The organism is Rhizobium sp. G21 (assembly GCF_014158035.1).
GTDB lineage: Bacteria > Pseudomonadota > Alphaproteobacteria > Rhizobiales > Rhizobiaceae > Rhizobium_E.
This window is the reverse complement of the sequence record NZ_JACFXW010000001.1, coordinates 1,192,749-1,215,773: the sequence shown is the minus strand read 5'-3', so window position 1 is coordinate 1,215,773 and position 23,025 is coordinate 1,192,749. Positions and strand designations below refer to the sequence as shown.

General features: G+C 63.0%; 19 protein-coding genes and 4 pseudogenes. 8 read left to right on the top strand and 15 right to left on the bottom strand.

Translation table 11 applies throughout. The features are described 5' to 3' along the window. Nucleotides 1-33 precede the first annotated feature (33 nt). The 4 genes and pseudogenes from H2O14_RS06200 to H2O14_RS06185 form a co-directional block, all read right to left on the bottom strand. A pseudogene (locus H2O14_RS06200) lies at nucleotides 34-2,341 on the bottom strand (putative monovalent cation/H+ antiporter subunit A); the annotation flags it as partial. 138 nt (nucleotides 2,342-2,479) lie between these two features. Next, on the bottom strand, nucleotides 2,480-2,902 hold the full coding sequence (locus H2O14_RS06195) for a hypothetical protein (RefSeq protein ID WP_182826946.1): 423 nt from the start codon (nucleotides 2,900-2,902) through the stop codon (nucleotides 2,480-2,482). 66 nt (nucleotides 2,903-2,968) lie between these two features. Continuing rightward, nucleotides 2,969-4,278, bottom strand: a pseudogene (locus tag H2O14_RS06190) (type II toxin-antitoxin system HipA family toxin). Next, nucleotides 4,268-4,600 carry a helix-turn-helix transcriptional regulator gene (locus tag H2O14_RS06185; RefSeq protein WP_182826945.1) on the bottom strand — a complete coding sequence of 111 codons (333 nt, stop codon included), beginning with the start codon at nucleotides 4,598-4,600 and terminating at the stop codon, nucleotides 4,268-4,270. The pseudogene H2O14_RS06190 and the gene H2O14_RS06185 overlap by 11 nt, the downstream one beginning before the upstream one ends. A 224-nt stretch (nucleotides 4,601-4,824) precedes the next feature. On the opposite strand from H2O14_RS06185, the gene msrB reads away from it, so the two are divergent. Then, the gene (gene msrB / locus H2O14_RS06180) at nucleotides 4,825-5,226 is read left to right on the top strand and encodes a peptide-methionine (R)-S-oxide reductase MsrB (protein ID WP_182826944.1); all 402 of its coding nucleotides are present in this window, start codon (nucleotides 4,825-4,827) and stop codon (nucleotides 5,224-5,226) included. On the opposite strand, the pseudogene trhA reads toward msrB, so the two are convergent. After that, nucleotides 5,227-5,888 (bottom strand): annotated as a pseudogene (gene trhA / locus H2O14_RS06175) (PAQR family membrane homeostasis protein TrhA). Nucleotides 5,889-5,979: 91 nt separating this feature from the next. Further along, complete coding sequence (gene mnmD / locus H2O14_RS06170) at nucleotides 5,980-6,699, bottom strand: tRNA (5-methylaminomethyl-2-thiouridine)(34)-methyltransferase MnmD (protein WP_182826943.1); 720 nt, start codon at nucleotides 6,697-6,699, stop codon at nucleotides 5,980-5,982. Between mnmD and H2O14_RS06165 the strand changes: the two genes are divergently transcribed. Then, a complete protein-coding gene (locus H2O14_RS06165; protein ID WP_182826942.1) occupies nucleotides 6,698-7,927 on the top strand; it encodes an FAD-binding oxidoreductase in 1,230 nt (409 codons plus the stop codon). The two genes, mnmD and H2O14_RS06165, sit on opposite strands and share 2 nt — an antisense overlap. A 176-nt stretch (nucleotides 7,928-8,103) precedes the next feature. Beyond that, nucleotides 8,104-8,568 carry a hypothetical protein gene (locus tag H2O14_RS06160; protein WP_182826941.1) on the top strand — a complete coding sequence of 155 codons (465 nt, stop codon included), beginning with the start codon at nucleotides 8,104-8,106 and terminating at the stop codon, nucleotides 8,566-8,568. Nucleotides 8,569-8,939: 371 nt separating this feature from the next. Here H2O14_RS06160 and H2O14_RS28780 read toward each other — a convergent pair whose 3' ends face one another. The 3 genes from H2O14_RS28780 to H2O14_RS06145 form a co-directional block, all read right to left on the bottom strand. After that, the gene (locus H2O14_RS28780) at nucleotides 8,940-10,481 is read right to left on the bottom strand and encodes a calcium-binding protein (RefSeq protein WP_312858556.1); all 1,542 of its coding nucleotides are present in this window, start codon (nucleotides 10,479-10,481) and stop codon (nucleotides 8,940-8,942) included. Then, entirely contained in the window at nucleotides 10,478-11,143 is a 666-nt protein-coding gene (locus H2O14_RS06150) for a hypothetical protein (protein ID WP_182826940.1), read from the bottom strand. Before H2O14_RS06150 ends, H2O14_RS28780 begins: the two co-directional genes overlap by 4 nt. A gap of 64 nt (nucleotides 11,144-11,207) precedes the next feature. Then, nucleotides 11,208-13,217, bottom strand: coding sequence for a calcium-binding protein (locus H2O14_RS06145; protein ID WP_182826939.1), 2,010 nt, complete (start codon nucleotides 13,215-13,217; stop codon nucleotides 11,208-11,210). A gap of 185 nt (nucleotides 13,218-13,402) precedes the next feature. On the opposite strand from H2O14_RS06145, the gene puuE reads away from it, so the two are divergent. The 4 genes and pseudogenes from puuE to H2O14_RS06125 all read left to right on the top strand — a co-directional run bounded on the left by puuE (nucleotide 13,403) and on the right by H2O14_RS06125 (nucleotide 15,951). Further along, entirely contained in the window at nucleotides 13,403-14,326 is a 924-nt protein-coding gene (gene puuE / locus H2O14_RS06140) for an allantoinase PuuE (RefSeq protein ID WP_182826938.1), read from the top strand. Nucleotides 14,327-14,490: 164 nt separating this feature from the next. Continuing rightward, a complete protein-coding gene (locus H2O14_RS06135) occupies nucleotides 14,491-14,964 on the top strand; it encodes a hypothetical protein (protein WP_312858555.1) in 474 nt (157 codons plus the stop codon). 371 nt (nucleotides 14,965-15,335) lie between these two features. Continuing rightward, a complete protein-coding gene (locus tag H2O14_RS06130; RefSeq protein WP_182829280.1) occupies nucleotides 15,336-15,638 on the top strand; it encodes a type II toxin-antitoxin system RelE/ParE family toxin in 303 nt (100 codons plus the stop codon). A 14-nt stretch (nucleotides 15,639-15,652) separates the two neighbouring features. Then, nucleotides 15,653-15,951: pseudogene (locus tag H2O14_RS06125) on the top strand (DNA-binding protein). A 47-nt stretch (nucleotides 15,952-15,998) separates the two neighbouring features. Here H2O14_RS06125 and H2O14_RS06120 read toward each other — a convergent pair. The 5 genes from H2O14_RS06120 to H2O14_RS06100 all read right to left on the bottom strand — a co-directional run bounded on the left by H2O14_RS06120 (nucleotide 15,999) and on the right by H2O14_RS06100 (nucleotide 20,498). Next, nucleotides 15,999-17,069, bottom strand: coding sequence for an NAD(P)-dependent alcohol dehydrogenase (locus tag H2O14_RS06120; RefSeq protein ID WP_182829279.1), 1,071 nt, complete (start codon nucleotides 17,067-17,069; stop codon nucleotides 15,999-16,001). A gap of 162 nt (nucleotides 17,070-17,231) precedes the next feature. After that, on the bottom strand, nucleotides 17,232-18,584 hold the full coding sequence (locus H2O14_RS06115) for a M10 family metallopeptidase C-terminal domain-containing protein (RefSeq protein WP_182826937.1): 1,353 nt from the start codon (nucleotides 18,582-18,584) through the stop codon (nucleotides 17,232-17,234). Then, entirely contained in the window at nucleotides 18,551-18,766 is a 216-nt protein-coding gene (locus H2O14_RS06110) for a hypothetical protein (protein ID WP_182826936.1), read from the bottom strand. Before H2O14_RS06110 ends, H2O14_RS06115 begins: the two co-directional genes overlap by 34 nt. Nucleotides 18,767-18,939: 173 nt before the next feature. Continuing rightward, on the bottom strand, nucleotides 18,940-19,704 hold the full coding sequence (locus H2O14_RS06105; RefSeq protein ID WP_246697537.1) for a M10 family metallopeptidase C-terminal domain-containing protein: 765 nt from the start codon (nucleotides 19,702-19,704) through the stop codon (nucleotides 18,940-18,942). Beyond that, the gene (locus tag H2O14_RS06100; RefSeq protein ID WP_182826934.1) at nucleotides 19,617-20,498 is read right to left on the bottom strand and encodes a reprolysin-like metallopeptidase; all 882 of its coding nucleotides are present in this window, start codon (nucleotides 20,496-20,498) and stop codon (nucleotides 19,617-19,619) included. The genes H2O14_RS06105 and H2O14_RS06100 overlap by 88 nt, the downstream gene beginning before the upstream one ends. Nucleotides 20,499-20,825: 327 nt before the next feature. On the opposite strand from H2O14_RS06100, the gene H2O14_RS06095 reads away from it, so the two are divergent. After that, nucleotides 20,826-21,116: a hypothetical protein gene (locus H2O14_RS06095; RefSeq protein ID WP_182826933.1), complete on the top strand. Its 291-nt coding sequence runs from the start codon at nucleotides 20,826-20,828 to the stop codon at nucleotides 21,114-21,116. A gap of 15 nt (nucleotides 21,117-21,131) precedes the next feature. Here the strand turns inward: H2O14_RS06095 and H2O14_RS06090 are convergent, their stop codons facing one another. Continuing rightward, on the bottom strand, nucleotides 21,132-22,934 hold the full coding sequence (locus H2O14_RS06090) for a methyl-accepting chemotaxis protein (RefSeq protein WP_182829278.1): 1,803 nt from the start codon (nucleotides 22,932-22,934) through the stop codon (nucleotides 21,132-21,134). Nucleotides 22,935-23,025 lie beyond the last annotated feature (91 nt).

Here is a 23,025-nt window from a genome sequence, read left to right as displayed (position 1 = left end):
GATCGGGGTCATTGTCGGCGGGCGGGGCCCCAAGGGCCGCAGGCGGATCAGCGCCAGGATCGCGAGCCCGGTGATCGTCACCACGGCGATTTCTCCCAGCGTGTCCGAGCCGCGGAAATCGACGATGATGACATTGACGACATTGGCTCCATGCGCGAGCGTTTTCGAATAATCGCCGAAGAAGGCCGACAGCGTGGCGTCGAACGGCGTCTCCAGCGTCTTGAGCAGATAGAGCGCGAAGCCCAGGCCGCAGGCCACGGCGATCGTCGCGTCGAGCGCGATCTGCCTGATAGGCCGGTGGTCGCTGACGTCGAGCCTGAGGCGCGTCATGATCAGCGCCAGGATCACTACCGACAGCGTCTCGACCATGAACTGGGTGAAGGCGAGATCCGGCGCGCCGAAGAGGAGATAGAGCACCGCCACCGCAAAACCCTGGATGCCCAGGGACACGATCGCCGTCAGCCGGCTTTTGGCGGCCAGCACCGCATAGAGGCCGAAGATGGCGATGGCGATGAAGCCCGCTTCATGCGGCTGCAGATCGCGCGGCCAGGCGGGAATTTCCGGCCATTCGCCATGGATCGCCATGGGCAGCAAAAGACTGGCCGCGATGAAGGCGAAGACGGTGGTGAGATAGAGCTCCAGCCGCCCGGTCTGCAGCCGGTTGAGGGCGGCATGGCTGGCGGTCACCACCAGCGAGACGAACTGGTCGAAGCCGCGATCGGGGCCCCAGCCGATCGCCCCGAGCAGCCGCGACATCAGCCCGCGCAACCCGTCGAGGCCCCACAGCATGGCCGCCGCCAGCACGAGCGTCAGAACCGACAGCGCGAAAGCGAGGCTGACATGCGGCAGCGGCGAGGCGTGAACATTAAGCGCCGCGCCCGCCGCGGAAGACGCCATCGGGCTCGAAAACAGCTGATGGAAAGGCCCGGCCGCCAGCCCCGCGACCAGCCCGAGCGCGGCCAGCGCCACCGGCCCGGCCATCAAGAGCAGCGGCCCGTCATGGGCGTGTTTCGGCGTGTCGCGCCTGGGCGCCGAGGAAGGGCAGGAGCGCAATCGCAAAGCCGATCGCCCCCATCATCGCATTGCCGGCGATCGCAGCGAGAAGCGGCAGCGCCCGCCAGCCGCCCTCGGTCAGCGCCGCATAGATCTCTTCCTTGGCCATGAAGCCGGCGAACAAGGGGATGCCGGCCATCGAGCAGGCGGCCAAGAGCGCGGCGACGAAGGTGATCGGCATCTTGCCCCGGAGGCCCGAGAGCTGCCTGATGTCGCGCGTGCCCGTCTCATGGTCGATGACGCCGGCGATCATGAAGAAGGCGCCCTTGAACAGCGCATGCGCGATGAGATAGAGCGCCGCCGCCTCGATCGCCACGTCCGAGCCGACGCCGGTCATCATGGTGATCAGCCCGAGCGAAGCGACCGTGGTATAGGCGAGCATCAGCTTGAGATCGGTCTGTTTCAGCGCGAGCGCCGCCCCGATCACCAGCGTGACGCCGCCGAACAGCGGCAGGACGATCTGCCAGAGATCCATGTCGCCGAACACCGGATTGAGCCGGAGCAGCAGATAGACCCCGGCCTTCACCATGGTGGCCGAATGCAGGAAGGCCGACACCGGCGTCGGCGCCTCCATGGCGTTGGGCAGCCAGAAATGGAAGGGAAACTGCGCCGATTTGGTGAAGGCGCCGATCAAAACCAGCACCAGCGCCGCGCCCGCCCAGGGATGCGCCGTCACATCCGCCGTCTTGGCTGTAAGCCCCGACAGCGTCGTCTCGCCGCTCATCACCGTCAGCGTCATCACGCCGGCCAGCAACGCCAGCCCGCCGCCGCCGGTCACCAACAGCGCCTGCAGCGCGCCGCGCCGCGACGCCGCACGCTCGTGATCGAAACCGATCAGCAGGAAGGAGGCGATCGAGGTCATCTCCCAATAGACGAACAGCATCAAGAGGTTGTCGGAAACGACGACGCCGAGCATGGCAAACGAGAACAGCAGGATGAAGGCGAAGAACCGCCCCTGCTGGACGTGCCCCTTCAGATAGCCGCCGGAATAGAGCACGATCAGCACGCCGATGCCGGAGATCAGAAGCGCGAATGTCAGCCCCAACCCGTCGAGCCGCCAGGCGTAATCGAGCCCCATCGCCGGCGCCCAGGCAAACCCGCCGGTCACCTCCGCGCCGCCCGCCACCTCGGGCAAATGGCTCGCAAAGATCAAAAACGGCGCCGCCAAGAACAGCATCAGCGGCCATGCGGCCTTTTCCTGCAACCCCCGCGTCAAGGCGGGCGCAACGAGCGCGCCCAGCAAGGGCAGGAAAAGAGCGGCGGTGGTGAACCCGTTCGCTGACACTATCTCGGCGTCTCCATATTCATCGGTCGCGGCTAGGAATAGGGGGAATAGCGAGGGGCGCCAGCAAAAACGGGCAGATATGCCGGTAAACTCGGTCTGACGCGATTGTGATCAGGGTGTTGTCCACAGCAGCTGTGTCGATCAACGACTGCGCACTCGCCCGAGAGCATCGAGAATTTTGACGCGCGCCGCCGGCGATCCGCGATATTCATCCACTGACGATCGCCCGCGTCGATCCTTGACCGTCACGACGCAATACCGGTCCAGACCTGCTCCGCCGAAGCGGACCTTTAGGGCGCCAAAATCCGCGACGTCGACCTTATGACGGTGGCAAAGCTCGGGCAATTCCTCGCGGTAACGTTCAATCGCCGCCGCCAGCGAAGCCGAAACTCTGCCGCCGGCCGTTTCGCCGCTCAGAAAATCGACGTCTATGAATCCCTCTTTCGAGGCCGCAGCTTCGCCGTGAATATCCATGTCATACTTGCCGATCATAAACCCGCACCCGGAGCTCAGGGAATCCGCGAGATTGTGGGCGATCGATGTGAGGTGTGCGAGTTTGGGCATATGGAGGTCCTGATACATCGGCAATTTATTGAACGTTTCTCGCCTTAAATGGCGCGCAGCACTGCGTCAGTGCATAAGATCAGCCCGCGCTCCCAAAAACAGCTCACGCAATCCGCCATGCTCCGCTCCGAGGCCGTCGATGCAATAGCTGTTGAGGAACTGCCGTCCGGCAAACAGCCTCCGGTCCGTCTCCGTCAGTTCGGCCTGCTCACAGATGCCGCTCCATTCCGCAGCGATCGTCTTCAGTTGCGCCCCGATGATTCCTGTGGCGTCCTTGTCGTTGATCAGAAAATCAGGCGCCGCATCGAGGCAGCTCTGGAGCGTGCTTCTGCGATCGTCGCCCTTGATCAACATGGCCTGCGTCGCTTCGTTGCCGGTCCGGCCCTGGGGGCAGATGTCATAGGCGGGGGTCAGGGTCAGCGTCCTGCCGTCCCAGAAGGCGGCATGGTTGCGGGCGTGGTCATCGGTATTGCCGCAGAGAATATTGAAGACGATCCGCCCGAAGAGTTCTCGGAGCGTCGCCTTCGGTTTGGCGAAGCGGTGTCGGATGAGCTCGGCAAGGTCTTGATAAGACGCGTAACGGGCCATCATTTCGTCGAGGCCGAGCATCGTCAGCGCCGAAACCATGGCGGTGCGCCGCCAGCCGTTCTCCGCCTTGACGCGATCGAAGCGTTCGATCAGCAGGACATCCTTGCCCGCCGCCGTGATCATCGAGACGGGCGCAACGTCGAGACCGCAGCAGGCGGCCAGCGTCATGGCGAGGAATTCCGCCTTCACGACGCTGTAGAGATCGGCGCTGGAGGAGAATTTCGCGATGAGTTTGCGATCGCCGTGATCGATCAGGGCTTTGGGGCGCGCGCCGCCGATCGAGGTGCCATGGTTGATGGCCTGGTCGAGAGCCGGCGTCAGCGACGCGCCTTTTTCGATCCGCTCGGCGGCCTCCAGCAGCTCCTCATAAGACGCTTCAGCCTTGAGGCGGGGAACATAATTCGTGGCGGACTGCTGGAAATCGAGCGCGCCGATGCGATCGGATCCGGATTCGAGCAGATAGATGAGTTCGGTAATCTCTGCGCTGTCTGTCGCCTTGGCGCCCATGAGCCGGTTGAGAATGACCCGGCGGCCCCAGGCGTCGGGAGAGCCGTCGCGCAGGCTGCCGGCCATGGCGAGACCGGGGGCGGGGCGATCAATCCGCGCTCGAGCGGAAGTTCGGGCGCGTAGATCGGGATGGCGTCGGGTCGGGCGAGATAGCTGGCGCCGTAGTTGAAACTGTAGACGGCGCCGTCTGCCGCCATGCGCCCGGCGACGACGGGGTCCGTCTTTCCCGGCAGCCAGATCCAGACAAAGGCCTCCTTCGGGTTCTTCGGCCTAGAAGTCATCGTCGACCTCCTGCTTGCCATGGCGCACGCTCTTCGGCAGCAGCGTGAGTTTTTCGTCGAGGCGAGCCTCCTGGAGCGCGAGGATCTTGTCGTCGGCGTCGAACAGGCGAACGCCCACCAGAGCAGCGACTTCGAACACCACTCCCACCTCCGAGCCGCCCTGGCCTTGCTCGATCGCTCGGAGCGTCTTGCGGGATATGCCCGCGCGCTCGGACAATTCCACGGCCGTCATCCCACGCTCCATGCGGTTCGCGCGAATGAGCTTGCCAAGGATCGACAGCGCCTGTTTGGTCATGCGCGAATAGCTGCGGATCCGTTTCATGTCAGTCCTACAATCTGAGCATTTAAATGCTCATGAGCGTCTATATGGCTCTTTAAGCGCCCATCATGCGCCAGCATTGGCAAAGTTTCAAGCGGTTCGGCGGCAGAGCGGCGTTGCGTCGCCTTGGTCGTGCGGCCGATGCTTCGGATCTCGCCCGAAGACCAACCCCATCCTTGCCATCTCCCCCGCTCACCCCATTTATCCCCCATCACAGGGAGATCATCATGACCGACGCCAAGAGCAAGGCCGCCGAGGCCGAGTGGACGCATTGCCTGACGCCCGAGCAATATCGGGTCACGCGCGAGGGCGGCACCGAGCGGCCGTTTACCGGGCCCTATTGGGACAATCACGAGACGGGGATCTATCGCTGCGTCTGCTGCAAGACGCCGCTGTTCTCGTCCGACACCAAGTTCGATTCCGGCACCGGCTGGCCGAGCTATTTCCAGCCGGTCGACAAGGACGCCATCAAGAATATCCGCGATGTCAGCCATGGCATGGTGCGCGTGGAAGTGCGCTGCGCCGAATGCGACGCGCATTTGGGCCATGTCTTCCCCGATGGCCCGCCGCCGACCGGCCTGCGCTATTGCATCAATGGCCATGCGCTGGATTTCGAGAAATCGGCCTGATCAGGCGCTCTGCCAGACGATGCAGGTCAGGACGGCGGCGTAGTGCACGCCCGCCGCCGTCACCACGAAGCCGTGCCAGATGGCGTTCTGGAAGCGCAGCTTTTCCCAAACGTGGAAGATCACCCCAGCGAATAGATGATCCCGCCGATGAGGATCAGCACGAGGGTTGCGAGCGACAGCACGGTCGAGAGCTTGCCGGCGATGGCCACCCCGCTCCAGCCCATGGCGAGATAGAGCAGGATCGCCAGCCGGTCGAAGCGCCCCGGCCAGAAGAATTTCAGCGCCACGCCGAAGGCGGCCACCGCCCAGATGCCGATGAGATTGGCCAGCACCAGCCCGTCCGGCAGCGCCGCGGCGAGGAAGGGCGTATAGGTGGCGGCGATCAGGATGAAGATCGCCGAATGATCGAAGCGCCGGAGCACCCATTTCACCGGCGACACCGGCCAGATATTATAGGCGAAGGAAATGCCGAGCGAGGCGATCAGCCCGAGCCCATACACCCAGGAGGCGGCGATCGTCGCCGCCGTGCCCCACACCGTCGCGTAGAAGATCAGCACGGTCACCGCCACCAGCGCGGCGGCCACGCCCACGCCGTGGACGATGCCGTCGGCGATGATTTCATAGCGGTCGTAGCGCCAGTCGATGATGGGCCTTGCAGTCATGCGATCCTTCCTTGCGTCGCGCCCATTTCATCATGCGGCCGTGACCGTATCAAGACGGTAAAGACGGCATTTGGACGCGGGGGCTGAAGGCTCAGGCCGCCGCTTTGGTTCCCGCCAGCATCTCCCGCTTGCCCGCAAAGCCCGGCCGCCGCTCCACTTTAAAGCCCGCGGCCACCAGATTGCGCCGCACGAAACCGGCGGCGGCATAGGTAGCGAAGCTGCCGCCGGCCCGGGTGCGATGAAACACCGCCGCCATCAGCTCCTCCGACCACATGGCCGGATTGCGCGACGGCGCGAAGCCGTCGAGATACCAGGCGTCGAACAGGTCGTTGCAGGCCGACAGCCGCGTCAGCGCGTCGCCCACCACCACCCGCAGCGTCACATCGGGCGCGAAGGCCAGCGTCACGTCGGCGTCGGGCTTTTCCGGCCAGAGCGCCAGGAAATCCTCCCGCTCGCGGGCTAGCTCCGGCCAACGGGACAGCGCTTTGGCTGCCGCCTCGCGCTCCATCGGATAGAGCTCGAAGGAGGTGAAGGAGAGCCTTCCCGGCGCCGCGCCGGCCGCCCGCGCCGCCCGCCATGTCCTCAGCGTCTCGCAGAAATTCAAGCCCGTGCCGAAGCCGAGTTCGCCGATGGCGAAATGCCCGCCGTCCGCCCAGCGGCCCGGCAGGCCGTTGGCGCCGAGAAACACATGGCCGCATTCGGCGCGTCCGTCGCTGCGGCAATAAAAGTGATCGCCAAACAGGGTCGAATAGGGCATATCGCCCTCGATCCAGTCCAGCGTCGCATCTTCAGCAATATCCGTGGTGTCCATGTCGAAAGCCGATAACCCGCCCGCAGCGTCCGGTCAATTCACAACCGACATTCTCGTTACGGGCGCGGGCGTCATGGGCCTCTGGGCAGCGGTGAAGGCCGCCGAAGCCGGCTATGCGGTCACGCTGGTCGATCGCGCCCGGCCGGGCGCCGGCGCCTCGGGCGGGCTGCTCGGCGCGCTGTTTCCCTGGATGCCCAATCACTTCGGCAAGAAGAAGAAATTCCAGTTCGACGCGCTGATCTCGCTGCCCGATCAGCTCGCTCCCTTGGAGGCCGAGACCGGTCTCTCCGCCGGCTATGCCCGGGTCGGCCGCATCATCCCGCTGCCGAAAGCCCATCTGCGGCCCATCGCCGAACGCCACCGGCAGGACGCCGAGACGGCCTGGGCCACGCCCGGCGCCGCCTTCCACTGGCGCATCACGGACACGGCTCCGATCCCCGATTACATCGACCCGGCTTTCGCCGACGGCGGCTATGTGCAGGACACGCTCGCCGCCCGCATGAGCCCGCGCGGCCTTTGCGCCGTGCTCACCGCCTGGCTGAAGCGTCAGCCGAATGTGCGGATCTTCCTCGGGACCGAGCTCGACTCGATCGACCCCGCCGCCGGCCGCGCTTGCCTCCGCGCCTCGGGCTTGAGCCCGGTGGATCAGAGCGGCGAATCCTATGCCGGCGACATCCTCTTCGATCGCCTCGTGCTCGCCTCCGGCGTCGACGCCTTCGCACAGCTCGAAGCGCTGCTGCCGCCGCTCAAAAAGCAGTTGGGGCAGGGGGTGAAAGGCCAGGCCGCGCTCATCGCCGCCGATCTCGACCCCGGCCTGCCCGTGGCCTTTCTCGATGGCGTTTATGTCGTGCCGCATGCCGGCGGCCCAAATGCCCGCAGCCATGTCGCGGTGGGCTCGACCTCGGAAAACAGCTATGACGATCCGTTCGCCACCGACGCGCAGCTCGACGACGTCCTGGAGAAAGCCCGCGCCCTCATCCCCGCGCTTCGCAAGGCCCCGGTCATCGAACGCTGGGCCGGTCTCCGCCCCAAGGCCATCGCCCGCGACCCGATGCTCGGCCTGCTGCCCGACTGCGCCAACATCCTCGCCATGACCGGCGGCTTCAAGATCTCCTTCGGAGTGGCGCATGCGCTGGCCGACGCGCTGATCGACGTCATCGAGGGGCGCGAGCCCGAGCGCCTGCCGGAGAGTTTCCGGACCGAGGCGCATCTGGCCGAGGCGGGGTGACGCCGCGCAGGCGCGAAGCGACCCCGCATGGCCGGCCCCGACCTCTGCGTCGGACGGCGCCTCCATCCTGAAGGCGATCATTTTTTCATGTCGCAGCCGCCGCCCGCGTCGAGGATGCGATTGACGCGGCCGCCGCGCGCCCGATACTTGCGGCCCAACGGAGTGGGGAGCGTCGCATGGGAATCGTCAAAGCTGCGGTCAGGATCCTGGCGGGCGTGTTGTTCGGCGCGCTCGCCGGCCTGGCGCTCGCGCCGGCGGTGGCCGCCTTCGGTTCGTCCCACGCCGATCGATCGCTGCTTCTGGTCCCGGCCGTCGCCCTCGGCGGCGCGATCCTTGCCGGCCTGGCTCCCACGATCAGGGCGGCGTTCGGGCGCGGCTTCCTGATCGCTGGCGCGAGCTTTTTCTCCCTGCCTGTCTCCACGATTCTTCTCACCGGCAAGGCGCTCCTCGACCTGATCATCCCGGGCTCGGACGCGGCGTCGGGCGAGGCGTCGCTGCTGACGGGGGTCGCCGGCCTGGCGGTCAGCGGCTTCGTCACGCTGGTCAGCCTCGTCGCCGGCGCGATCTTCGTGATCATCGGTCTGGTGTTGGCGCTGGGCGGCCGTCGACGCGAGCACGGCGTCGAACAGCCCTCGCGCTGACGTCGCCCGCGCCGTTCGTCAGCGCCCATGCTCGCCCTGCTGCAGGCTGATCTCGTTCGTCATGGCGGATGCGAAGGCCGAGGCGGGGCAGGGGGCGTCAGGCGACGCGCCTAAAAAGCAATTTGAGACATTGCCGCCGCCTTCGTCTTGTGCGTCAGATCGGGCAAGCGCTTCAAGATGGACCCGGTGACGCGAAAATCCTCCTAACGGGCTAAAGCCACGTCTTCCTGGGAAGCGGAGTTCGCGCCCGTTCCAGAAAGCCGGAGAGCATTTGTCGCCGCAATGAACCTCACCATGTTTCACTCGAATTCAATCCTGGGAGGGAGGCAAGATCGGGCAATTCCCATCACACCGAACTCTCAAATGCGACGTCAGAAGAGGAAGTTGGCCGAGGATACACCATCGAAATCGGCTGCATATCCCAGCACCAGCGACCCCTGCGCATCCATATCGATGTAAACCACGGCATAGCCGAGGTCGCCGGCGGTTTTAAGATGGTTCTTGGAGAGATCCTTATAGTCCTTGATGGAAGATACGCCGGAAAGGTCGATGATGTCGCCGGATTCGCCGGAAGAGGTGAAGTCGATAAAGCTATCCACCCCCTTGTTGTCGCGCGCCACATAGATGTCGTGACCTGAACCCCCTCGGAAATAATTGTTGCCCGCGCCGCCGTGAAACCGGTCGTCGCCTGCGCCTCCGGTCAGGATGGATCCTTCGTCGTTGCTTCCTTTCCCAAACCGGATTTCGTCGTCGCCGGCGCCGAGGTTTATCACCTCCGGCATGTCATAGGCCTTGGAGAAATCGAGAATGTCGACGCCCTTGCTGCCGATGATTTCCGCATTTATCCACCCGCCTTTCCAGTGCATTGTCCCTGGTTGTGACAGATGGATCGTCGCCATTTCCCTTGGCCAGGAGACGCCGGCGTAGACGGAGTCGAAACTTTGTAGAAAATCCGGCCTCACCCAGATGTCGTCATAAAACGACAGTCCCTCCACGCCGGTGGCCTGTACATTTCGGAGATTGCCGGAAATGGTCAGATAGTCTTTGCCGCCGCCACCGACAAAGTTCAGTGTCGCCGCCTGTTTCAGGATCCAGGGTGTGCTGCCGTTGATACTCTCGTCGTCGCCGTAGTAGAAAGTATCGTCGCCCCCGTCACCGTACAGGGTCTGATGGTCGGAGGCTTTCAACTGGTCCATCTTGAACCAGTCGTTGCCCGCGCCGCCGTGTACGATGTCGAGACCGTGGCCGCCGTCGAGGGAGTCTTTCCCCGCGCCGCCGCTCAGCATGTCGTCTCCCATTCCTCCGACAATCGTATCTCCCAAGATTGATCCGTAGAGGCGGTCGTCGCCGACACCGCCGTCCGCGGTGACGCTCTTCAATCCAGCCCGAAGAAGATCGTTTCCGCCTTCTCCGTCGAAGGTGAGACGCACTTTCGATGTCGTGAAATCCAACGCGTCGTTGTTCCTGGAACCGACGAGCGTCAGAAACAACACCTTGAATTCGGGCATGTCCTTTGGTGTGACGGCCGTAGAAAATATGAGGGTGGCTTCCCGGGCGGAAACGGTCTCGAATTGCTTGATAAGATCTCCGTCGATGGAGAGTTCGTAGAAGCTGGTGATGTCGAGGCGCTCGAAGTTCACGGCATCCCCTCGCGAAAGCGTCAGATCTCCGCCATGGTCGGGCGGTGTGATGCGAAGCGTATCGTGGCCCTCGCCGCCGTCATAAACGCCTTGTGATCCCGAAAAGATGACGACATCGTCGCCGCCGCCGGCCAGCACGGTCTCCAGCGCGTCCAAGGTCCCCCATTTGGGCAGCGGCCCTGAGCTCAATATGTCGTTTCTGTCGCTACCCCGAATGTAGTCGGCTCCCGGGCCGCCATCGGCTTGCAGTCGCCCGGCGCCGGCGATGATCACGTCGCCGCCGCTGCCGCCCGAAATCGAAAAGCTGCGGTTGTATTCGTCAGATCCAAGTTGTCCGCGACGGATGATCCAATGATGGCGATACTGGAAGCGCCCTTGACGAAGGCCACGTCGGCCACATCGGCCGCGTGCGCGAACATGATCGTCGCCGAGCCTGGATCGACGCTCTTGAAGTCGGACAATTTGCCTTTGTTGATCCGAATGCTCCCTTTGAGCGCCAGCGTCTCGAACCCAGTGATCCGGTCAGTGCTATAATTGCCGCCGAACACGAGATGATCTTCGCCGTCGCCGCCATCAAGCCGCGATGTCTTATCATAATAGTCAACATAATAGGACACCGTGTCGTTGCCGGCTTCACCGAGGATTGTGTAGCTCGTATCCTCGACGTAACAGTTAATCTGGTCATCCCCTTCGCCCCCAAGCACGGTGCCGCTGGAATAGGCCCCGGCTTTGAAACGGTCGTTTCCCGCCCCAGCGTCGATGAATATGTCTTTCCAATCCGCATCGTTGGTGATTTCGTCTTCGCCGCCGAGTCCGTAAATGGACGTGTAGTGGATGAAGACGTCCGAATTTCCGTTGCCGACATGGGTGATGCTATAGCTTAATTGGTCGTTGTTTTCGGTGCCGACCAGACTGCGTTCGATATAAACAGTCATCAAAATACCCTCTTGAATTGCCGCTGATACGGCTTCACACCCGGCTTTGCTCGGGGTCCCATGCTCAAAAATCGTAAATTTGGATATCCATCGAGCCGATGGAGTGGACGTTGACATTCCGAAGTTCGATCACGTCATGCATATCGGCGAGATTGTTGGAAACCTCGTCGTCCAGGACGATCAGCACGTCGTCGCCTCGCGTCAGGATTCGATCATCGAGATCCTCGATCCCTCTGATCTTGGCGGTGCTGTGGATCAGGATACTGTCTTCATTGGCGCCAAAATCTTTGAAGCCATGGATGACGTCGTGGCCATCCCCTTTCCGGAAATAAAAGCCGTCGCGCGCTTGTGTGCCCGTCACGACATCCTCTCCTTTCCCGAGTTCGAAATGCCAGCCCCAGGTTGATTTTGAAAAATTGATGATGTCCGCTTGCGCCGAACCTGTGAGGACCCCATTCGTTTTTTCAGATGCGGCCTTCCAGCTGAAGTGTCCGCCAGACGAAAGGACTAATTTTAGAACTTGGCTGTCGGCCAGGGTAACATCGTGGCTGACGATCTTGGAAAAGCTGTCGAACGCGTCTGCGTCAGCCGTTATAGCCCCTGTCGATTTGAGCGTTTCAATGTCTCTGACAACATATCCTGCGAGGTTTCCACGGCCTTCCAGCAGGTCGGCTCCCGCCCCTCCCAGAATGCGTCCATGTCCGTGATCTCCGTGGCCGATCAGGAAAAGATCCTTGCCATCGCCGCCGTTTGCGATTTCTTTGTCCGATGCCGTGGCGTCTGTCAGGACAAGAGTGTCGTTTCCGGCCCCGCCGGAAAGCGTGTCGTTGCCTGCCTGACCATTGAGGAAATCGGCGGCCGAGCCGCCTTGGATGACGTCGTCCCCGTCGCCGCCTCTGATTGTCGCCATATCATCGCCGCCAACAAGGCGATCATCGCCGTCCCCACCGATCAAGATCGCCTGGCCGGCGGCAACCGAGAGACGATCGTCTCCGCCCCGGCCATTGATTGATATCGTTCCCAATTCGACGTCGGCGATCGAAACGTTGTTCGCTCCAGCCGAGCCCGTGATCGCAGCATTGTCTTCCGAGACGATGTTGCGCAGGACACTCTTGTTGCTCATGTAGATGTTGCCGTCGCCGACGAGGCGTCTGAGCCCCGATGTGTCCATGGTTCCCAGGAACAGCTTTCCGTCGACGAAGGATATATCGAGCACTTCGATACTTTTCACCACGGCGGAGTTCATCACCCACCGGTCCGCGCTGGAATACAACGACAGTGTATCGGCGCCCGATCCACCATCGATTTTTCCGCGTCCTCCCGTATAATTGATCTCGTCGTTGCCGCTTCCGCCAATCATTGTATTGGCTTCCCGATTTTGTGCGCTCCCATCCCAGGGCGTGTCGTTGCCAGAGCCCCCGATCAATATATCGTTGCCGGATCCACCGTCGGCGTCGATGCCATTGTCGTTGCCCTTAACGTAGTCGTTGCCGCCGCCGGCCACGACCCCGAAATCCCCGCTATAAGATGACCCGTCGAAGCGATCGGAAAAATTTGAACCTTTGATATAGAACATCGAGGCTTTGGACGTTTCGATGTTCACGGTCGACAGGTCAGTCTGTAGAGTAAGGGATAGCGTGGTGTAATTCACCACAACTTCGTCGAAGCTGCCGATGCCTACCCCGTCAAGGAAAGCGTCTCCTTCAAGAACCAGCTTTTCAAAACCGCTCGCGGATTTGGCGCTGATCACGGTCTCGGCCGCAATCAACGTGTCATAACCATCGCCGCCCTTTGCTTGCTGGTCCCTGCCGGTGAGGAAAATCTGATCATTACCCTTGCCGCCCGAGAAATAGGCTTTGGCGCCGCTGTCGATCCGCAGCGTGTCGTCGCCCGCTTCGCCGTAAAAGGCGTAGCGCGATCTCTGCAGCGGTTCTTCTTCGCCCGTGATCACGTCGTTGCCGCCGCCGCCATAGATGGTGCTGTGCACCACGACATGATCGCCATCGACGCTGTAGGTGGGCTGAAGCTTTTCGTCGGCGTCGGAGCCGTAAAGCGGGGAATAAGAGACCGTCATCAAAATCGCCTTCAATAAGCCGAACAATAATCACATTGCGTTGAGTTGCATGATTTTCGCGCGTCTGCAACCGCTTTTCGAGGCTGTAGACAGTCCCCGCGCTTCGCCGTTTCCGCCCCTCGACAAATCCGCCGCGCCGCTCTAGCCTCGCCGCGCTGCAATACGAAAAGAACGAGGCGGAACAGATGATTGTCGATATCAAGACCAGCCGGGATCTCGTCGGTTACGGGCGCAACATCCCCGATCCGCAATGGCCGGGCGCAGCCAAGGTCGCGGTGCAGTTCGTGCTCAATTACGAGGAAGGCGGCGAGAGCTGCATTCTCGATGGCGACCCGGCCTCGGAGAATCTGCTGTCGGAAATCGTCGGCGGACCGGCCTGGCCCGGCCAGCGCAATCTCAACATGGAATCGATCTACGAATACGGCTCGCGCGCCGGCTTCTGGCGGCTCCACCGGCTGTTCACCGAGCTCGAGGTTCCCGTCACCGTCTATGGCGTGACGCTGGCCATGGCCCGCAATCCGGATGCGGTGGCCGCCATGAACGAAGCCGGCTGGGAGATCGCCAGCCACGGCTATCGCTGGCATGAATACAAGGATTATCCCGAAGAGATCGAGCGCCGGCACATTCTCGAAGCCGTCAGGCTGCACACAGAAGTGGCCGGCGAGCGGCCCTATGGCATGTATCAGGGCAAGCCGTCGCTCAACACGCTGAAACTGGTGATGGAGGAGGGCGGTTTCCTCTATTCCTCCGACAATTATTCCGACGATCTGCCCTTCTGGGTTCCGGATCACCAAGGCAAACCGTTCCTGATCATCCCCTACACGCTCGACACCAACGACATGCGCTTCGCCACGCCCCAGGGCTTCAATTCCGGCGACCAGTTCTTCACCTATCTGAAGGACGCCTTCGACGAGCTCTATCGGGAGGGGCAGGCGGGCTCGCCCAAGATGATGTCCGTCGGCCTCCACTGCCGCCTCGTCGGCCGCCCCGCCCGCATCGCGGCGCTACGGCGTTTCGTCGAGTATGTGAAGAGCCATCAGGACGCCTGGACGCCGACGCGGCTGGACATCGCCCGGCATTGGCACGCGCATCACAAGCCGAGTTGGTGAGGGGGCGGCTTGCCGGTCTTCTTTCTGAAGCGTCTCGATCCCGCAACCGGATCCGCACTCTATGAAGCGCGTATCGAAATCGACGACCCCGGCCGCCTCGCCGCCGCTCTTGAGATCGAAGACGATGACGAGATGACCTATTCCTATTTCCTCGACGAGGGGATGTGGACCGCGTCGCCGCGCTCTTCACGCCGCCTCTCGATCTCGATGCCGATCTCGAATACATCGAGCCGGATAATGCGCTGCGCCGAACGCCCTATCTCATTCACACCGAGTTCGAACTGCCGTTGATGCTGGAGGGGCGCAAGCCGCTCGCCGTTTTTAGCAGCGATCCTGAAAGCGACTGGTTTGATGAATTGAAGTCCAGGTTCGCTCCGCATGTCGCGGCAAAGACGTTTGTCGAACGGGATGATCTGACCACGTGGGAGCATCGCGGCGTCTCGCATCCGATCCGCAAACTGCTTTACGCGCTGTCCGCCGAAGCTTGGCGCATCCAGGCCTATCTCGATCTCTGGAGTGAGGGCGCATGGGACGACACACATGAGCGCCGCGAGGGGGAACTGCTGGGCTATGAGGATTGGCAAATCGACTGGTGGCTCAATAGGCCATGGCGCCCAAAACCGCAGCCTCGGGATTGATGCTGAATCGGAGACGGGCGCCGTCAGGGGCGGATATCGATCGCGCTTGCCGCCACCCCCTCTCTGGTCTGCCGACCATCTCCCCCTCAAGGGGGAGATCGGCAAGCGGCGCCACCATCGCCCAGCCATGGACGTCGAGATTGGGCAAACCGGCGCCCCATCCAATCTCCCCCCTTGAGGGGGAGATGCCCGGCAGGGCAGAGGGGGTGGCCACAGCTACAGACGCCCGCCGACCCGACCTTGGAGCCTCAGTCTCCGCGCGCCGATTGACGTCTCGAACGAAAGACCTTGTCAGGTTATCGTCGTCACATCTCCGGATCATGCTATTCGTTTTTAAACGAAGGTGATATATGTTGATCATTCGCCACTAACTGACCAAGGGCGGAGTAGATCTCGTCACCGAATGGCTTCGAGACCTGCGCGACATCAGGGCCAAGGCTGCGATCGTCAGGCGTATCAACCGTCTCGAGCTCGGAAATTTCGGCGACCGCAAGGCGCTTCGTGACGGGGTGCATGAATTGCGGATCGATCTGGGTCCGGGCTACCGCCTTTATTATGCCCGCGCCGGCGACACCCTCGTCCTGCTGCTCTGTGGCGGCGACAAGCGCGGCCAGGGAGCGGATATCGATCGCGCTTGCGCCTGCTGGCGAGACTGGAAGAGCCGGAGCCACTGATAAGGGAGAATGCCGTGAAGGATAGCAGTCATGACGAAGCGATGGCGGAGCTGTTCAGGGAGACCCGGCGCTGGCCGCCGAAACCCTGGACCAGATCCTCGCGGAGGGAGATCAGGCGGAACTGATGATCGCGCTCCGGCAAATGACGTCAGCCTATGGCGGCGTCTCGGCCGTCGCGCAGGCGGCCGACCTCAATCCCACACAGCTTTACCGGACTCTGTCCGAAAAGGGAAATCCGGAGCTTCGCGGTTTGTCCGCGATTCTGAAAGCGATGGGATTGCGGCTCTCCGTGCGTCCTATCGACATGGACTGAGCAAAAACAGGAGCGCGCCGCTCATCCGCGCCGCGCCCCCGTCCACCTTACTTCATCGTCGCCATGTCGATCACGAAGCGGTAGCGCACGTCGCTCTTCAGCACGCGCTCATAGGCTTCGTTGACCTGGTCCATCGAGATCGTCTCGATTTCGGAGACGATGTCGTGCCGGCCGCAGAAATCCAGCATGTCCTGGGTTTCCTTGATCGAGCCGATCATCGAGCCGGCCAGCGTGCGGCGGCCGCCGATCAGCGAGAAGGCGTGCACCGGCACCGGCTTTTCCGGCACGCCGAGCAGCACCATGGCGCCGTCGACCTTGAGCAGCGACAGATAGGCGTTCCAGTCGATATCGGCGCTGACCGTGCAGAGGATCAGGTCGAAGCTTCCGGCGAGCGTCTTGAAGGTTTCGGCGTCGGAGGTGGCGTAATACGCCTTGGCGCCGAGCTTGAGCCCGTCTTCCTTCTTCGACAGCGACTGGCTGAGCACGGTGATGTCGGCGCCCATGGCCGCGCCGAGCTTGACGCCCATATGGCCGAGGCCGCCCATGCCGACGATCGCCACCTTCTTGCCGGGGCCGGCGTTCCAGTGCTTGAGCGGCGAATAGAGCGTGATGCCGGCGCAGAGCAGGGGCGCGGCTGCGTCGAGCGGCAGGTTCTGCGGGATGGAGAGCACATAGCCTTCCTTGACCACGATGCTGTCGGAATAGCCGCCATAGGTCGGCGTCGTCCCGTCGGCTTCATAGGCGTTGTAGGTGCCGATCAGGCCCGGCATATACTGTTCGTTGTCGAGATCGCGGGTTGCGCATTGCGTGCAGGAATCGACGAAGCAGCCGACGCCGACATGGTCGCCGACCTTGAACTTGGTCACCTTTGCGCCGACCTCCGTCACCACGCCGGCGATCTCGTGGCCGGGCACCATCGGGAAGATCGAATTGCCCCATTCGTTGCGGGCCTGGTGGATGTCGGAATGGCAGATGCCGGAATATTTGATCGCAATGACGACGTCGTCGTCATTGGGGGCGCGGCGCTCGAAGGTGAAGGGCGTGAGCGGGCTGGACGCATCTGTGGCGGCGTAGCCTTTGCGATCGGCATGGGAAACCTCGTCGTCGAGTGATGTCAGGGAAACGCCCGCGCGACTGCTGAAAATGCGGCGGGCATGGCAAGAACCCGTTGGATATAGGTCGCGAAATCGGGCCCGCAAGGCCGGCGGGCAAATTAGACGTCCGGCATGGAGGACGCCGGAGCGAGCCGCTCCGGCGCTCGGACTAAACCCGCCCGCCGTTCACACCACCAGGATGTCGCGTGCGCCGAGGTCGACATCGCCGCTGAACTGGGCGACGAGCAGTTTCCCGCCGTCGCCGGCGCCGTCGGCGTCGTAATAGAGCGCGTCGCGGCCGGCATTGTAGATCAGCCTGTCGTCGGCGTCCTTCGCCTGCGAACCCAGCGTGAAGACGTCGTCGCCGACGCCGCCCCTGGCGAGCGCGGCGAAGACGGAAGCGTCGAGTTCGAGCGTGTCCCGGCCGGCGATGAAGCCGATGACGAGCGTCGCCGCCTTGTCGGTCAGGCTGTGGTCGAGGCGATAGGCGTGGCCGTCGCCGCGCGCCGTCTCGTCATGCCTAGATTCAGCGAGATTGAAGGTGCGGTTCGAAAAGCGAAGAGTTTCAATATTTTGCAGTGTATCAACGCCATCGCTCCCCTTTGCCGACCCGAACGCGTGCTCCACAATAATGGTGGAGCCCCGGCTGTCGAAAACATAGTCTCTCATTCGGGAACTGAAGACGACCGTGTCGTGCGCGCCGCCGCCATTGATCTTGTCGTCGCCGCCATTTCCGGTGATGCGGTTGTTGGCGCCGTTGCCGGTGATCGCGTCGTTGCCGTCGCCGCCGATGGCGTTTTCGATCACCGCCGTCTTCACCGTGCGGTTCGACGCCATGGTGATGCCGGCATAGACGCCGGAGACATAGGAGACGCCGCCGCCGGCGTCGGCCGCGCCTTCCCGCAGCGAGGCGGGACGCAGGTCGAGAACGGCGCGCTTGGCGCCGTCATAGCGCAGCGTATCGTTGCCGCCGGTGTCCCAGGGCGTCGTCCAGTAGCCGTTCTTGTCCGACAGCGTATAGACGTCGTTGCCGGTATGCGCCTGCTTGATCCCGTAGACCGCCTGGATCGCCTCGATGTCGAAGGCGGCGGGGTCGATGCGGAAGCCGTAACTCTGGCTGTGCGGGCCGAGTTCGCCGCTCTTCAGCTTGATCGAGCCATCCGCCTTGAAGCTGTAATTGTCGTTATACGACATGATCGTATAGGTGATGTGGTCATAGGTCTTGTCGGCATAGATGCTGGAGCCGCCGCCATTGTCGTGCGGATGGGCGAGACCCAGCGCATGGCCGAGCTCATGCAGCAGCGTCTCGTAGGAAAACGAGCCCGGCTTGAGGTCGGAGGGATCGACGAGCTTGTTCCAGAACCGCCCGATGGCGTTGCCGAAGGACCAGGCGTCGTCGGGCGTTTCATGATCGGCATAGACGATTCCGCCGCCGCCCCAGGCGCTCTGGCCGACGATCTTCTCGACCAGGTTCGCCTGCGAATACGAGTTGGTCACCGAAAAGCTCAGCCGGGTGACCGATGTCCATTCGCCGAGCACGCTTTGATAGAAATTCTTCTGCGCCGCCGTCCAGCTATGGGCGGCGGTGTCCTGAAATAGAGCTGCAGCGGCGCGTCGCTGCTCCAGGCATAGGTCTGCGAGGCGTTGACGCCCTTCCAGAGAATCCCTTCGAGAAATACGTTCTCGCCGTCGTCGACATTGCGCTTGATCACTGTGGCCATAAGTGTCCCTCCGCCCGTTCCCGCGTGAATCAGTGCCCTCGGCCCAGATAGTTTAGAAACCTCTGGCCATGTCAAAGGAATTGGCCCGCCGCAGGGGCGTCGCCGGCCATTCACCCAAAAAAGACGCGCCGGGCGAGCCGGCGCGCTGAAACCCGTGCGGCCGAGCGCTTGGATCAGACGATCTGAAAATCGGACGCCGTCACCGTCACCGTCTGGCCGAAGGCCGCCACGAGCACCGCGTCGCGACCGCCTGCGCCGTCCGCGTCGAAATAAAGCGCGCGGGCGTCCCGGTCGAAGATCAGATGATCATCGGCGTCGACCGCCTTGCGCCCGAGGATGAATTCGTCGGCGTCGAGGCGCCCATTCTCGAGGCTGTCGAACAGCTCGCTCTTCAGGACGATCGTGTCCTTGCCCTCGGCAAAGCCCAGCAGCAGCGCCGGCGTCTCGATCAACGTGCCGCCGTCGAGCGTGAATTCCTTGCCGCCGGACCGGGTTTGCGAATTCGCCGATGCCGGTTTTAGACTATAGGCCTTATCGTCCTCGGCAAAATAGGCGTATTCCACCTTTCTCAGCCGATCGAAGCCGTCATCGAATTCCTTCGTGTGTCTTATATGTTCGATCATCGCGCCATTGACGAAAACGCGCGCGTAATAATCCGCGCGAGCACCGCGATAATAGGCGACATCGCCGCCGCCCTCGACATGGGTATGGTCGCCGCCGATGATGATGTCGTCGCCGCCGCGGCCCTTGAGAAGATTGTCGGTATCGTTGCCGGTGATCCGGTCGTCGCCGCTGCCGCCGGTGGCGCGCTCGATCACCGCCGTCTCTACCCTTCGGTCGGACGCCATGGTCACGCCGCCGTAAACGCCCGCGACGTAGGACAGGCCGCCGCCGGCGTCGGAAGCGCCTTGCTTGAGCGAGGCCGGACGGAGGTCCAGCGTCGCGCGGCCGTCGCCGTTATAGCGCAGCTCATCGATGCCGCCGGTGTCCCAGGGGTCGTCCAGTAGCCGTTCTCGTCGGAGAGACGATAGACGTTGTCGCCGCGCGCCGCCTGCTTGACGCCGTAGATCGCCTGGATCGCCTCGATGTCGAAGGCGGCGGGGTCGATGCGCAGGCCATAGTCCTGGTCCAGCCCGCCGAGCGCGCCGTAGCGCAGCGTGATCTTGCCGTTGGCGCCGAAGCTGTAGGCTTCGTTGTAGGACATGATCGTATAGGCCGAATGGTCGTAGCGCGTGTTTGGGAAGATCGAGGAGCCGCCGCCCGCGTCATGCGGATGCGCCAGGCCCAGCGCATGGCCCAGTTCGTGCAGCACGGTGGAATAGATCAGCGATCCCTCCCGGGTGGAGCCGTTTTCGAGCATGTCGTTCCAGTACCAGCCGCGCGACACGCCGTTCTTCATTTCGAAATAGGGCGTCTCATGCGCGCCGAGCGTAATATTGCCGCCGCCGCCGAAAAATTTCTGCGGCACGATCGTCTCGACCATGTCGGCCCTCTTGGCGTCGGAGGTCACGCGATAGCTCAGCCGGGTGACGTCGGTCCACTGGTCGAGCACCGATCTGAAAAAGGACTTGTCCGCGAATGTCCAGCTGTTGGCGGCCGTGTCCTTGAAGTGGATCCACAGCGGCTGGTCGTTCCAGGCGGAGATCGTGTCGGAATCCACCTTCTTCCAGAGAATGCCCTCCAGGAACACATTGTCGTCGTCGTCGATCGTCCGCTTCTGAACCCGCGCCATATGTCGCCGTCTCCCTTGCCCTGGAATCACCGGAGCCCGATATTTGAGAAACCAGAGGCGCTGTCAAAGGCTTTGAGGTATGCAAAACGGGGCGCCGCGGACGCTGCATGCGGTCACGGGCCGTGAATATCAGGCGTTCGGCGAGGTCGGGCTTGCCATGGCGACCGCGTGGGGTCATAAGGACCGCACCGGCGTAGCCGCGCGCCGCAAGCGCGCGCGCAAACGTTGCCTTGGCTTTCGTGGAACGGTCTCCGCGCGTTCCCGGGCCGCGCCGGTCGCATTTCCAGGCCGTTCCGGCGCCTCTAATTCCGCACACCAAGGACCATCATGACCATCGAACTCACCCCGACGCAGATCAAGGCCCTCAAACTCGTCAAGGACGGCGGGCTTCATCTCGGCGAGGGCAACAAATGGACCCACCTCAACGCCGAAGTGACCTATGCGCGCACCGACCGGTTCAAGGAGCGTCCGCAGCCGATCAAGACCGTCACCACGGCGGTGATCACCCAGCTGCGCGACCACGGCCTGATCAAATCCACCAGCGAAGGCGCCGACGCCGACACCGCCGCCCATGAGATCACCATGGCCGGCAAGATGTGGCTTCTTCAGAACAAGTGACGCTCGGCGCCGTGGTCACGCCGCGGCGCGCCGACGCTCCTCCTCGACCTTGAACCGGCCGAGCAGGCGGGCCAGGTTTTCGGTTTCCTGACGCAGGGTCGCGGTGGCGGCGGTGGTTTCCTCCACCATCGCGGCGTTCTGCTGGGTCATGTGATCGATCTGGCTGATGGCGCCGTTGATCTCGGCGATGCCGGACGATTGCTCGCGGGCCAGCGTGGCGACGTCGCCGATGCTGGCGTCGATCGTCGCCACCCGGCGGTCGATGCCCGACAGCGACTTGCCGGTCTCCTCGACCAGATGCACGCCTTCGCCGACCTGCTGGCTCGACGCGGTGATCAGCGCCTTGATCTCCTTGGCCGCATTGGCCGAACGCTGCGCTAGTTCCCGCACCTCCTGGGCGACGACCGCGAAGCCCTTGCCGGCCTCGCCGGCGCGCGCCGCCTCGACCCCGGCGTTGAGCGCCAGAAGATTGGTCTGGAAGGCGATTTCGTCGATCACCCCGATGATCTCGCCGATTTTCCGCGACGACTCCTCGATGCGGCTCATCGCCGAAATGGCCGAGCCGACGATGCCGCTCGACGTTCCGGCGTCGGTCTTGGCGGCGGCCGCCATGGTCTTGGCCTGGTCGATGCTCCGGGCCGACGACTGGATGGTCCGGCTGATTTCCTCGATCGCGGCTGCGGTTTCCTCCAGATTGGCCGCCTGTCCCTCGGTGCGCGACGACAGCTGCGCCACCGCCGCGTCGATCTCGGCGGCCGTGCGCGTGACGGTGTCGGTCGAGACGGCGATGTCGTCGAGCGCCTGGGCGAGATTGCCGATGGCGCGGTTGAAATCCTGCTCCAGCCGGGCGTAATCGGCCGGAAGGCCGGTCATCCGCACCGTCAGGTCGCCCGACGACATCAGCCCGAGCGCGCGTTCGAACTCGCCCATGACCGCCTGCTGCTTTTCCACCTGCTCGCGATCGGCGGCGTCCTGGCGGGCGCGGGCGTCGGCGAGCGCCTGCTGCTGGGCGGCGCGGCCGTCCTCCAGCGCGCGGCGTTCGATCACCGACCGACGCAATTCGACCAGCGCCGCCGCCATCCGGCCGATTTCGTCGCGGCGATCGGTATGGGCGACCTCCTCGGAGGCGTCGCCGGCCGCGATGCGCGCCATGGCCGCCTGCAGGCCGCCGAGCGGGACCGAGATCGAGCGGCCGATCATCACCGAAAACAGGATGGTGACGAGGCCCGCCAAGGCGAGGATGCCGGCGGTCTTGGCCATGCCGCTGGAATGGATGGCGGCGATATCGTCGTTATAGACGCCGGTGCCGACGATCCAGCCCCAGGGCTGAAACAGCATCACATGCGAATTCTTGCCGACCGGCGCGTCCGAGCCCGGCTTCGGCCACATATAGTCGACGAAGCCCTGGCCGTTCGCCTTGGCGGTGCGCACGAATTCCTGGAAGATGAACACGCCGTCGGGATCCTTCATCCCGGACACGTCGGTTCCGTTCAGCTTCGGCTTGGCGGCGTGCGCGATCATCCGGGCGTCGAGATCGTTGATCCAGAAATAGCCGTCAGCGCCGTAGCGCATCGCCATGATCTGGGCGATCGCGTCGGCCTGGGCTGCCTCCTTGGCGATTTTCCCTTCCGTTTCGAGCGCGTGATAGCGCTTGAAGATCGACACGGCGTTCTCGTTCATCTGCGCCAGCATCGCCTTTCGCTCCGCCACCACGTCGCCGTAGCTTTCCTCGTTGCGATAGAAGAGAGCGGCGGCGAGAACCAGAAGACAGAAGCCCGTCAGCATGAAAACGCGAAACAGTACCGAGAAATTTTTCATGCCGACCCTCTTTTCCATCATCAATTCCGCATAAAATGCGGCGCTGAAGTTGATAAAAGTTAAATCAAACACCCAATGAACTGACCCTTCA